The 13,029-nt window shown below is 42.0% G+C and carries 11 protein-coding genes; 8 read left to right on the top strand and 3 right to left on the bottom strand.

Translation table 11 applies throughout. The annotated features are described in order from the left end of the window. Positions 1 to 115: 115 nt before the first annotated feature. Positions 116 to 1,930, bottom strand: a complete 1,815-nt coding sequence (locus BLS49_RS00845; RefSeq protein ID WP_091225909.1) for an ABC transporter substrate-binding protein — start codon at positions 1,928 to 1,930, stop codon at positions 116 to 118. Positions 1,931 to 2,246: 316 nt separating this feature from the next. Here BLS49_RS00845 and BLS49_RS00840 point away from each other — a divergent pair, with 316 nt between their 5' ends. The 6 genes from BLS49_RS00840 to BLS49_RS25100 all read left to right on the top strand — a co-directional run bounded on the left by BLS49_RS00840 (position 2,247) and on the right by BLS49_RS25100 (position 6,900). Continuing rightward, positions 2,247 to 3,761, top strand: coding sequence for a spore germination protein (locus BLS49_RS00840; protein ID WP_091225908.1), 1,515 nt, complete (start codon positions 2,247 to 2,249; stop codon positions 3,759 to 3,761). Continuing rightward, on the top strand, positions 3,758 to 4,969 hold the full coding sequence (locus tag BLS49_RS00835; protein WP_091225906.1) for a Ger(x)C family spore germination protein: 1,212 nt from the start codon (positions 3,758 to 3,760) through the stop codon (positions 4,967 to 4,969). Before BLS49_RS00840 ends, BLS49_RS00835 begins: the two co-directional genes overlap by 4 nt. 12 nt (positions 4,970 to 4,981) lie before the next feature. Then, positions 4,982 to 5,212, top strand: a complete 231-nt coding sequence (locus BLS49_RS00830) for a hypothetical protein (protein WP_091225905.1) — start codon at positions 4,982 to 4,984, stop codon at positions 5,210 to 5,212. A gap of 41 nt (positions 5,213 to 5,253) precedes the next feature. Beyond that, positions 5,254 to 6,360, top strand: coding sequence for a GerAB/ArcD/ProY family transporter (locus BLS49_RS00825; protein WP_091225903.1), 1,107 nt, complete (start codon positions 5,254 to 5,256; stop codon positions 6,358 to 6,360). A gap of 73 nt (positions 6,361 to 6,433) precedes the next feature. Continuing rightward, positions 6,434 to 6,706, top strand: a complete 273-nt coding sequence (locus BLS49_RS25105) for a hypothetical protein (protein ID WP_245742222.1) — start codon at positions 6,434 to 6,436, stop codon at positions 6,704 to 6,706. Positions 6,707 to 6,711: 5 nt separating this feature from the next. Then, on the top strand, positions 6,712 to 6,900 hold the full coding sequence (locus BLS49_RS25100) for a hypothetical protein (protein WP_245742221.1): 189 nt from the start codon (positions 6,712 to 6,714) through the stop codon (positions 6,898 to 6,900). Between the two features lie 80 nt (positions 6,901 to 6,980). Here BLS49_RS25100 and BLS49_RS00815 read toward each other — a convergent pair whose 3' ends face one another. After that, positions 6,981 to 7,160 (bottom strand): hypothetical protein, encoded by a 180-nt coding sequence (locus tag BLS49_RS00815; RefSeq protein ID WP_091225901.1) that lies wholly within the window; start codon positions 7,158 to 7,160, stop codon positions 6,981 to 6,983. 76 nt (positions 7,161 to 7,236) lie between these two features. Continuing rightward, entirely contained in the window at positions 7,237 to 10,596 is a 3,360-nt protein-coding gene (locus tag BLS49_RS00810; protein ID WP_091225900.1) for a DEAD/DEAH box helicase, read from the bottom strand. A gap of 145 nt (positions 10,597 to 10,741) precedes the next feature. Here BLS49_RS00810 and BLS49_RS00805 point away from each other — a divergent pair, with 145 nt between their 5' ends. Both BLS49_RS00805 and hemG read left to right on the top strand, forming a co-directional pair. After that, complete coding sequence (locus BLS49_RS00805) at positions 10,742 to 11,506, top strand: MerR family transcriptional regulator (protein WP_091225898.1); 765 nt, start codon at positions 10,742 to 10,744, stop codon at positions 11,504 to 11,506. A gap of 96 nt (positions 11,507 to 11,602) precedes the next feature. After that, complete coding sequence (gene hemG / locus BLS49_RS00800) at positions 11,603 to 13,006, top strand: protoporphyrinogen oxidase (RefSeq protein WP_091225897.1); 1,404 nt, start codon at positions 11,603 to 11,605, stop codon at positions 13,004 to 13,006. Positions 13,007 to 13,029: the final 23 nt, after the last annotated feature.

Below are 13,029 nucleotides of genomic sequence, written 5' to 3'. Positions count from 1 at the left end.
CTATTACATATGAGATACGGTCATAGAATGTGTGGCAGGATCAAGCGGTGCAAGGATCATCTTCCTTGCACCGCTATTTCTATTTTGACACTAACCCTACTTTTGGAACAGCCTCTTATGCTTTTTTTGCAGTCAAGCTTGAAATCAGCCAAATATCTTTGAAATCCATCCAACCTAAATTGTTGATGACCAGCCCGCGAATAGAAGGATGCACGTAGGTGTTCATTTTGCGATGCAGTAAAAATAAGAGCTGGGCTTCATCATGCAGACGATATTCGATTTGCTGCAGTAATACACGTCGCTTTTCTTCTGACTTAGTAGCGTATATTTCTTTGACTATGCTATTTATCCAATTGTGAAGGCCGGGCTCCAGATGCTGGTGAATGATGCTATTTTCCTGTAGGAAGCTCTCCAGCTCACAAATCTCGTCATCAGCAAATAGAAGACATATAAGAACAGCATCGGATTCCTGTCCAGCTCCGATTTTGGTCAGAGCATTCTTTCCGGTGTATGTAAGTTCAACCGGAATTCCGATCAAGGCACATTGCTTCTGAATCCATTGTGCATCAATACAATCGGCTTCGGTAGTAAGAAGACTGATGGGAGAACCGTCATAGCCGGATTCTTGAAGTAGTTTTTTGGCGGCTTCAACATCATGTCTATGTATACCATAGGATGTATCCTCTTTTGGAAGAAAGCTTCTGGCAGGATAGCCCTGCTGACCAGAATAATCTATCATCCCGGAACGATCGATAATCAGGTTGACGGCCTGACGGAAAGCAAGAGATTGCTGTGGTCCTGTCTTGTTGCGATTCCAAGAGATAAGTAGGCAGCTTTTACTTAAAGTCTCAATCAATTCCCAATCTCCTCCGGCTTGAGAAGGAACACGGGCATCATTATTTATCAAATTTTCCCATTTGACCTTAGATCTATTAGGGATATTATCGGGAAGAAAAACAATCTTAACACCGTCAAGATAAGCTCTTCCAAGAAAATAACTATCATTCACAGCCAGTTCTATGCTATTATCGCTCCATTTAGCTACACGAAAAGGTCCTGTCCCGCTAGGCTGACTCCAAAATGAGGGTTCATCCTGCGTTAGCAGATCCTTCGGTAAGATAGAAACACACGACGAGCATAACAGACAGGGGAGCAGCCAATTGGGCTGATGTAAAATTATTTTCACCGTTCGATCATCTAGCGCCTCTACAAGCTCTATCGTTTCAAGTATCCACTGATTCGTCTGAGAACACCGCAAACGATTTAACGTAAATACTACATCCTCGGAGGTTAGTACTTTGCCATGGTGAAAAGTAATTCCTTTTCGCAAATGGAACTTCCATTCAGTTCCATCCTCGTTGCCCTCCCAATAATGTGCAAGCATCGGAACGATTTGTCCTTTCTCCGAATCAAAGTGCACTAGTCGATCAAATATCTGTCTTACGAGATGAGAGTCGAACCCGAAGTACAAATTACCGGGGTCTAGTGTATGTACAGTACGGTACACTGGAAGATGGACTACATCCTTGTCTTTATGATTGGCCGATAACTGCTTAACTCCGAATTGTTCATTGAGCCATTTGATGAATTGATCAACTATATGTTTATCTTCTTCAAAGCTATGAAGAAATTCAAAGGCGTATCGATAATCCCCTTTTTCAGCTAATTGTTGTGCGAATCTTAAAAGAAAGGACTCTCGTTTCACCATAAATTGAATCCGTGATCGATTGCCGCGCCCGCGCCCAGGCAGCCATTTAATAAGCTCTTCCTCCTGCAGCTTCTTTACAATCATCTTTACATTACGTTCCGTGCAGTGAAATAAACCCGTTAACTCTTCAAGTGTAGCTTCGTATTCCTGCTCCTCCGATTCACTAGCTCCAGGCCCCACATAATGATTCTGTAAAGTAATATAGCGTTCTGCTGTCAGCATTTACGTCCCTCCAAACTTAAGAGCATTCCACAAGGATATTGATTCCGAAAATAAAAGGGGAAGTGGATATGTGATAGTGTACACTTTTTCTTCCTGATTTGAAAGCAGATAATGGAAACAAAAATGACAGAAACAGGGGGATATATTGTGGGATCAGAAGAATTATACAGATTAGAAAAGGAGATAATCGACTATCACTCAAGCATTCATCGGCGTATTTTAAATGGGAGAAGTTGGATAAATTTATTATTTTCACTCTCACACATTCTTTCCTGAGTTGGTGGAAATAGTAAGGTGGGAAGGGGGTGAACACATTATGGATCGCCAACAACCTCAGCATCACATACAAATCCAGTCTGAGCGTGAACAAAGTGATCAGCTCAAAAATGTCGGTGAATTTCGATCAGCATTGAAGGACAATGTGAATACGATCAGCAAAATTCTGGGGAGCAGCTCAGACTTGATTGTAAGAGAGTTGAGTATTTCTGATCATAGTAAAGTGGCACTCTTGTATTTAGACGGCATGATTGATCTTAAAACGGCTCAAGATTCGGTGATCGGACCGCTTCTGAATCAGTCTCAGGAGGAAGAAATTACACTTGATTATCTAGCAAACCGAGTGATTGAAACAGGAGAAGTATCAACTGCCAATTCTTTTAGTGAAGCAATAGAGCAAATTGTATTTGGAAGCTTGATTTTGCTGATGGAAGGTGAACAGGGAGCCCTGATCATTTCTATTGCAGAGTGGGAAGACCGCACAGTTATGGAATCCAAAGCACAGCCTGCCGTAAGAGGGCCCCAAAATTCTTTTACTGAAAAGCTGCGTACAAATACAACGTTGGTTCGGAGAAAAGTAAAGGATACCAGAGTGCGTCTTGATTCTCTATTTGTTGGGAATTTCACAAAAACAGAAATCGCATTAATGTATATGGATGGTGTCGTTGATAACAAGATAGTCAAGGAATTGCACCAAAGCTTGAAGAGTATTAATAAAGATCAAATTCTTGAAGGGGAGTATATCGAAGAAATTATTTTATCTAATAAGCAGTTTACGATTTTTCCACGGTTCTATAATACCGACAGACCAGACACAGTTGCAGCCGGTATTTTAGAAGGAAGAATCGCTATTTTTATTGAGGGAACACCTTTTGCTCTACTCGCACCTTCGCTGTTTGTAGATTTTTTGCAGTCAGCAGAGGATTATTATCAATCATATCTGTACAGCAGTCTCATTCGAGTTTTGCGTTATTTTTCTTTATGTATATGTTTATTTGCGCCTTCAATATATATTGCTCTGACCACTTTTCATCAGGATATGATTCCGACGCACTTGCTGATCAGTATTGCTGGTCAGCGGGAAGGGACACCTTTTCCTGCCTTTATTGAGGCATTAATCATGGAGGTTACTTTTGAGATTCTGCGAGAAGCAGGCATTCGAATGCCGCGTACGATTGGACAAGCGGTATCTATAGTGGGGACGATCGTAATCGGGCAAGCAGCTGTTGAAGCGGGAATTGTATCTGCTGCTATGGTTATCGTTGTAGCGATTACAGCAATCTCGAGCTTTGTCATTCCAGCATATAACCTTGCGATACCTATTCGTATTGTCAGATTTATTTTTATGCTATTGGCCACAACCTTCGGTTCATATGGGATTACTATCGGTTGGGTGCTTCTTCTGATCCATTTGTGTCATTTGAACTCATTTGGAGTACCGTATATGGGGCCGATTGCACCTTATCGCAAGAGAGCAGCAAGAGATGCTATTCTCAGGTTTCCATTTCGCAGCAGAGATGTAAAACAAATGTCAGGAACGGAGAACCAGGAATGAATAAGTATTGCAAAATATTCTCTTGTGGTTGCCTTCTTATAATTACTGCATTGATGCTGTCGGGCTGCTGGAATCGGAATGAGCTTATCGATTTATCTATCGTACTGGCACTAGGCGTTGATAAAGTAGGCAACGAATATGAGGTTAGCGTACAGGCCATTGACCCTTCCTCCATGTCGCGAAACCGTTCAACGAATCGCGCACCAACTACTGTATTTTCTGAACGAGAACCTACAGTGTTCGAAGCTTTGCGTAAGATGACGACAAAATCCCCACGCAGAATGTATGTGTCTCATTTAAGATTTATCGTGTTTGATGAAGCTACGGCGAGGGAAGGTATTCATAATCCTCTTGATTTTTTGTTCCGTGAGCAGGAAATTCGTCCTGATTTCAATATGGCGGTAGCCAAGGATTGCAAAGCGAAAGATATTATCGGATTTGTTAGTCCAACAGAAGTTTTGCCTGGGATGGATATGTATAAATCGTTAAAAATTTCACAAAGGGTATGGTCTCCTACTTCAGCAGTGAATGTTAGGGAGATCATGTCGAAGTTAGTGATGGAGGGAGTTGAGCCGGTACTGACAGGTTTAGCATTGCATGGTGATATTAAACAAGGGGGAACATCTGAAAATGTGAAAAAACCTGTACCACTGGCTAACTATGTTTACGAGGGGATTGGAGTATTTAAAGATGACAAGCTGATCGGTTGGATGAACGAGGACGAGAGTCGTGGGTATAGTTATATTACAAATAACGCTAAAAGCTCAGTTGCAAGGGCAAAATGTCCGGATGGAGGCAAGGGTTGGTTTAATGTTGAGTTGATTCGATCCAAAGCAAAAATAGAGCCATCGATCAAGAATGACCGTCCTCATATCAAAGTTAGAGTACAATCACAAGGTAACATCGGTGAAGTTCAGTGTGCTGTCGATTTGATGGATCCAGAAATGCACCGAAAATTTCAGGAAACCATAAGCAATAAACTGAATGTAGCATTGGATGGCAGTGTTAAAAGAGCAAAAGAGTACGGTGTGGATGTATTTGGCTTCGGAGAAGCCTTTCATCGCAAGTATCCGAAGCATTGGCGAGAATGGAAGGGTAGATGGGGAGAAATGTTCAAAAATGAGCTTGTCGTGGATATTCAAGTGGAGTTTCAGATTTTATTGCATGGAAAAATCAACAACCCGTTCACTGTAGAGCAAAGCAAATAGGAGGTCAAGGGCATGTTCTTGTTAATTATTGCAGCTGCATTGATAGCAGTCATACCTGATTTTATGGGTTTGAAAAAAAAACATAAATATCGTGAAATCATTGTAAGTGCAAGTATTTTGTTTGTTGGCTTGACCTTCGCGGTTCTTCGAATGTGTAATGTGAAGCTTCCAAGTATTTTTATACTAAGCACAAAAGGTTTATTAATGCCGTTAAATAATTTAGTTATGAAATGGTTCTCTTAAGCATGAACTGAGTTAAGGCTAAGTAAAGGTGGTGATGGTGCATGAATCAGACAGATAAATTGAGTGTAAAACAAGCAATAATGTGGTTCTCCATGTATCAAATTGGGAGCACTTTTTTAGTTTTGCCTCGAATTTTAACGCAGTCCGCCCAGCAGGACGGGTGGATTAGCGGATTCATTGCTATCGTTATGCAGCTTCTTCTTACTCCACTATACATGGTCCTTATTAGACAATTTAAAGGAAAAACGTTCAGTGAATATTTGGAGATGACACTCGGAAAATGGGGTGGGAAAATCGTACTGTTCATATTTACGATCATGTATCCTTTTTTTATTTTTATGGTTGTTCTTAGAAATATGACGGATTATATAACGACGTCGGTTATGGTAGAGACACCAGCCGAGGCATTAGCAATAATGATGTTAATTGCTGTGATCAGCATTGTACGATCAGGGGTTTCAGTTATTGGGCGTTGTGCTGAAATTATTTTCTTCGTGATGATCCTGATTAATTTAGTCAACATTTTTTCGTTTATGGCTGATGCACATTTTGAATTTTTACTACCGATGGTTGAAAACGGAATAGGACCAATATTTAAAGGAGCTTATTCGATGTTTTCCAATCCTTTTTTGGAGAACATTCTGTTTCTATTTTTACTCGGTAATATGACAAATCCAAAGCAGTGGAGCAAAGTTGTGATTTCCTCGTCACTGATTAGTGGGTTAATTTTCACATCAGTAACCTTTTTTTCAATTAGTTTATTAGGAGCAGGCGTGGTTGCCAGATTAACTTACCCAACTTATTTCATCGTTCGTACCATTTCTGTAGCTGATTTTTTCGAAAGATATGAAATTGTTGTGTCTATGTTATTTTATTTAACCATTTTCTTCAGAATGTCTTTACTTCTTTACATAACTGCTAAAAATTTCACCTCCATATTTGGATTAAAAGACTATCGATCCTTGCTTGTTCCGTTAGCGTTAATTTCAATTACATTACAAAAGGATATTTGGCCCAACACTGTAGAATCCTCGCAAATACTGGGAACAGCACCAATTATACACGGGAATTTGTTTGGACTGATTTTGCCTTGTATTTTGTGCGTAATAGGAGCATTTAGGGGAAAGAAGAAGCAGTCGAAACATTAACATAAACTAGTTGCTTGATATATGAATTGGATATTTTGGACTGTCTACCAGCCTTGCGATGTCAATCGGACCTATGATAATAAACAAGGGGAATAATGGTACAAAATTACTATTTCCTGCGCTGCTGAACGTTGTGTTGTCAAATACGTACAGTGGCTTGCTTAGTTTTATTGCTCTGTTTGGTGATTTCGTAAATTTGGAGCAGGTCGGTTTGTTCTTCTTGTTCAACGCGATTACCGTTGTCATTATTCGTCCGATTTCCGGACGATTATTTGACCGTAGAGGTTACGCTGCAGTCTTGATACCAGTCTGTTCTACAATGCGAAAGACCTTGGTGTTGCAGTAGGAGCCGTGATACTGGGCGCTATTTCCTCCGTAACTGACTATGCTGTTATGTATCGCTATTCCGCAGGTTTTATGGTGCTATTTGTCGTATTATATGTTATTGTCCAGTTTGTAATTAGTCCGCGTCTTAGTCATCGTGATCGAGCAGCAGCAAATTATGCTTCTTCATCGAACGTAGCAGCTGATCAAGATTGATATAAAAGAAAAACGAATTTAAATAGAAAAAACCTGCATTTTTTTGCAGGTTTTAATTCGTCCCGAAATCAGGCGATTATTTATTTAGAATCATCTGTGTCAGTAAACGCTGCCGGCTTAGCCACCCATTCATCTGCTTCCGGCTCAATATCTACACCGCTTTCGATTTTTTTCTTCTCGGCTAGTGAATCTCCTGCGGGGTCCAATTTATTACGAAGCGCACCTTCGTCTTGTGTTCGATCATTATGCTGCTGTGTCATTCTGATTCCTCCTATGTGACTGATGTGTATTCATTCCTTATCTAGAGTGTCCTATTACAATGAATTACAAACATCGTCAAATCATCAGGATGTCGCGAATTTCTTCCTCAGACAGACTTGAGACCGATTTTTGGCCTGGTTGTAAAACCTCGTCGATCAAATCTCTTTTTTTCTGTTGAAGCTCGTACATTTTGTCCTCGACTGTTCCTTCACTAACTAATCGAATAACATGAACGCTATTTTTCTGCCCGATGCGGTGAGCCCGGTCGGCTGCTTGTTGTTCAACAGCAGGGTTCCACCAGAGATCATATAAAATAACGGTATCTGCCCCAGTAAGATTGAGACCGGTTCCTCCGGCCTTTAATGAGATGAGGAACAGCTCGCGTTCACCCTCGTTAAACCTGTTGCATAGCTCTACGCGTTCTGCGGAAGGAGTACTTCCATCTAGATAAAAATACGAAAAATCACGATAAGCCAGCTCACGTCCGATAATATCAAGCATCCCGGTAAACTGAGAGAAAATCAGCATTCTTTTACCCGAACTGCGACATTCCTCAACAAGTTCCAGCAGCTGCTCAAACTTGGCCGAGCTTCCTTTATAGTTCTCTACGAACAGGGCTGGATGGCAGCAGAGCTGACGGAGACGAGTCAAGCCAGCCAATATCCGGATGCGATGCTTTTGGAATCCATCCTCGCTCAAATGCTTCAAAGTTTCCTCTTGCAGCTGAGCCAAATAGGCTGCGTACAGCTTCTTTTGCTCTGGGAACAGCTCTGAGCTTTGCAGGGATTCAATTTTCTCTGGCAGCTCCCTTAGTACATCGGTTTTCACACGACGAAGCAGAAAAGGAGAGATACGTTTGGCGATTTGTTCCCGGGTGAGCTCGTTGAAGCTTTTTTGATCCCCGAACAGGGCAGGGAATACAACATCAAATATCGACCACAGCTCATCCAGAGAGTTTTCAATCGGCGTGCCTGTTAAAGCAAATGAATATTTAGCCTCAATCGCTTTTACGGCATGGGCGGTTTGAGTGGTGTGATTTTTGAACATCTGAGCTTCATCCAAAAAAAGTGTATGGAAGCTATAATTAGTGTATTGTTCAATATCCCTGCGAAGCAGTGGGTACGATGTAATAATAACGTCGACTCCACTTTGATCCTTAATAGTACGAACTCGATCCGCCTTACTGCCGTCTGCGATAATAGCTATAATGTCGGGTGCGAACTTCTTCAGCTCATTGCGCCAGTTGTACACCAGCGAGGCAGGAGCTACGATAATGGCAGGCATTTGCTGTTCGCGAATTTCCGGCAATACGGAGACAAGAAAAGAGATGCTTTGCAGTGTTTTGCCAAGACCCATATCATCCGCTAAAATTCCACCAAAACGGTAGTGGGCGAGTGTCTTCATCCACTGGAAGCCGTAGACCTGATAATCCCGCATAATTTCTAATAATGACTCAGGAACAGGGAAATCAAGGTTATCCGGATTTTTCATATTTTGCAGCAATTTACGAAGCGATTTACTAAGCTGAATGGTATTACCCTGACGATGGTCATCCAGCAGATGCAGACTACTTGTTAACGGAATACGAAATCCAGTTCCCGTATCGTCCATTCTATATTGACCGACCTCATTCATGAAGGTAACGATTTGCTGAAACTCTGAGCTGTCAAGTGGAAGCAGGGCTCCGTTAGGGAGTCGATGGTATTTACGTTTAACTGTGAGCGATTGAATAAGACCCCGTATTTCATTTTGTGAGATTCCGTCGAGGTCAAATTTGATTTCGAGCCAATTTGTTCGTTCATTAACATCGACTGTTATTTTAGGCGGTACTGATAGTTTGGCGATTCTAATTTTTACTGCAGATGTCGCATAGATGTCCAGAAGCTCTTCTAACCCAGGCACTATATGATATAGAAATTCGTACTCCGTATCCTCATCATCCAGAAAATAACCACTCTCTGTCTGAACAAAACCTCCCTCATCCATAAGTCCGAGAATTAGCCCTTCCTGTTCAACATCGCGAAGCAGGATTAGCTCACTTCCTCTAGTTGAGGCACTTTGTTCGAGCGGATTGATCACGATATTTCCATATTGAAATTCAAGACCTGCCACCAGGCGATCTTTTACGCGATCCAGATACAATCTTGCTTTCAGCTTGGTTTGAACCATACGTTTGGCGATATCATCAGAAATATTCACGTTGCCTAGCTTTTTGAGACCTGGCAAAACCTTCTCCATAAAAGGCTCGATCTGTTCAGCAGCCACTTGAATATGACGACGTTGGGATGAATCCAGCATTTTTTGCAGCTCGTACAATTGATGGCACTGCGACTCAGACAAAAGGATCAATTTATGCTCAGCAATGATGATCCCGTAAGAATCCATAATGGTGATTTCTTCCAAGCCTTGAACATGAAATTGTATAACCCCGTCATCTGATTCTTCAAAAGAAAACTGAATCGGCAGTGGCTGATGTGACAAATGGAAATCATAAAGAATTTTATGGTTTGGACCAATATCCACACGTACAGCAGGGTCTTGTGAAAGCAAGGGCTGCATCCTGTTCCATGCATAGGGAGGAATGTGCAGATAGCGTTCATCGTTTGCCTTTCTGGAATGAAGAAAATTAGTCTTATTAAAAGACTCTTGGTACATTTGTTCATTCAGGGAGATATCAATGAGCTGTTGAATGATGTCATCACTTGGACCTGAGAAGCAATGCAGCTCAGGATCATATGAGAATTGATTCGTAAATGCATAGGATTGCCTGCGCTCGACACATTCCAGAAATTGACGTATGTTTTTGACGATATAGACTCTTTTAGTGCCGACTTTCATTTCAACGGCGAACAAATACTTTTTATACCCGTACGGAACTGTACTTAAAATAAATTCAACCTCAAGAGGAGTTCTTGAGTCAAAATGGCTGCCAATTTTGCTTGGCTGCTTATAACGCGGATCTCCGAACAGGCTCATCATATCTCTAGTCAACCATAAGTCCCGTGAAGAAACTTCATTTTGTCTGGATGATGCAATTTCAAGCAATGATTGTTTACGTTGGCTTATGTGAATCTCACTGCTGTCGCTCGCAGGGTTGTTCTCGGGATATAATAATGAAACAGATAGACCGGAAGGGGCAGCATTGCCATTTTGCCTATCAATAATTCCTAAAAGCACCGCAGCAATATGTTTACAGCTTTTGTTGTAGGAAGTAAAGGCAGGGCAATCACACACAGCGTCAACATCGTTTGTGGCATCGAATTGAACGTGAACATGGTAATGGTCGCTGCCTGTAACGGTCGCTTCATATTCCCTGGAATCATGGTTCAGCCGAGTGAAATGCACTTTACCTGAACGGTAATAAGCTTCGCCGCGATCATAAGAGATACGTCCACATAACATTTTCACGTAACTCTTTGTTAATTGTGTACTCATGTATCTACCATCCTTTAGTGTTATGCCGAAAATATGTTCTCATTATTTTATCATATCAAAAAACAGAATCAAATACTCGAAAAAAGCTGTTGACCTTCACGCTGCGTCAAGGTGTACAGTCAAGTTGTCAGGAGGTGCTGAGCATATGGAATATAGTATTCAAAAGCTGGCGCGGCTAGCCGGAGTTAGCTCTAGAACGCTGAGGTATTACGATGAAATTGATCTTCTTAAGCCGGCAAGAATATCATCATCGGGATATCGGATTTATAGTCAGGTCGAGGTTGACCGTTTGCAGCAGATTTTGTTCTACAGAGAGCTAAGCTTAGGTCTGGAGCAAATCAGAGACATTATGAATGATTCTTCATTTAATGATCTCCTCGCGTTAGCAGAGCATCGGAACCAGCTCCTTGACAGACGGAAGCAGATTGATGCATTGATTGCGACCGTCGAACGAACCATTGCGATGAAGGAAGGGAGAATAGCGATGAGTGATACAGAGAAATTTGAAGGCTTCAAGCAAAAAATGATTCAAGAAAATGAGGAGAAATATGGTCAAGAGATACGGGAAAAGTATGGTGATCATGCGGTGGAACAATCCAATGCTAAACTTAGCCAAATGACACCACAGCAGTATGAAGAGGTGACCCGGCTTGCCGAGGAAGTGTTGACTACACTTCGTAGTGCTTTTGAGTCAGGTGATCCGGCAGGAGAGCTTGCTCAGAAAACGGCTGAACTCCATAAACAGTGGTTGTCATTTTACTGGGGTCAATATAGCAAAGAGGCTCATGCAGGTGTGGCGGAAATGTACGTGGCTGATGATCGGTTCAAGGCATACTACGAGAAAGATACGCCGGGTGCGGCTCAGTTTTTGCGGGATGCGATCCTGATCTATACCGGGATGAAGGAGTAACTTTACTCGTTCTGACATTGTTTCTGACCTTGCAATTGGGTATCATGAATATATGTAATATATGTGAAAGATATCGCTAATTGAGGTGGAAACTCGTTGAGAACAATTGCAATTGTAGGCGGAGGAATTACGGGTTTATCAGCAGCTTACTATTTACAGCAACAAATTATAGATCGGAAACTGAGCGCTCAGATTGTTTTGATCGAGGCCAACGACCATTTAGGAGGCAAAATCAACACGGTGTATCGAAACGGCTTTGCGATGGAGACGGGGGCAGATTCACTTGTCGCCAGAAAAAGCAATGTGGCTCCATTAATCGATGAGCTTGGTCTGCGCGAACAAGTGGTATACAACGCAACAGGGAAGTCCTATATTTTCACAGATGGACAATTGAAGCTCATTCCGGAGGATGCTGTATTTGGAATCCCTCTCAGTATTGAATCCCTGGCTACAAGTGATCTCATTTCTGCCGAAGGCAAGGTTGAGGCTCTTAAGGATTTTTATACGACGAACGAGTCTTTTACGATTAATGATTCAGTAGGATTGTTCTTGGAAGCATTTCTTGGCAAAGAGATTGTAGAAAAGCAGATTGCACCGGTGCTGTCAGGGGTGTACTCGGGCAAGCTTAGTGATTTAACGATTGCTTCGACTTTGCCGTATTTGTTGGAATATAAAAATAAGTACGGCAGTATCATTAATGGACTCGCCGCCAATAAAGCAACTTTTAAGAGCACAGGGGATAAGAAGTTCCTTTCCTTCAAGGAGGGAGCTTCTTCCCTGATTAACGCTTTAGAGCAGCATTTGTTGAGCGGAGATACTGTCGAGATCATTAAAGGTGTTGCCGCTGACAAAATAGAGCAGGTACAAGGAAGCGGGGCGCGTTATACAGTTGATTTGTCTAATGGAAGAACGATTCCTGCTGATTTTGTTGTTCTCAGTACGCCACAATCTGCCGCACAATCACTGTTGAAGGACAGCGCGCTGGATGAGGATTTTAGCCAATTCCTTGATAGCTCGATGATTAGTGTGTATCTTGGTTTTGACATTCGGGATGAAGAGCTGCCTGTGGATGGAACGGGATTTATTGTGGCTGACAGTGATGATCTGCTATGTAATGCCAGCACTTGGACGAGCCGAAAATGGACGCATACCTCTGAGCAGGGACATTTTCTTGTAAGGATGTTCTATAAGAGCACAGTTCCAAACTTCGATAAGCTGCTAGAACTCTCGGAGGAAGAGATCATGCGCATCGCATTGCAGGATATCGTCAAAAGTCTTGGCATCGAGCGCGAACCTGTGACTTATGAAGTAACCAAATGGATTGATGCCATGCCGAATTATCATATTTCGCACCACCAGCTCGTAGAATCACTTGAGCGCAAAATGAAGCAATCCTACCCAGGCATTTATCTTGCAGGCTGCTCGTATTACGGCGTTGGTATTCCGGACTGCATAGCGAACGGCAAAGAGGTTGCGGAGGGAATTGTGGAGCAGCTGTAGAGTTAAAAACTGGCAGAACGAGA

It is taken from the genome of Fontibacillus panacisegetis (assembly GCF_900102215.1).
Classification (GTDB): Bacteria; Bacillota; Bacilli; order Paenibacillales; family Paenibacillaceae; genus Fontibacillus; species Fontibacillus panacisegetis.
Note: the sequence above shows the minus strand (reverse complement) of the source record. Positions and strands in the feature narration are given on the sequence as shown.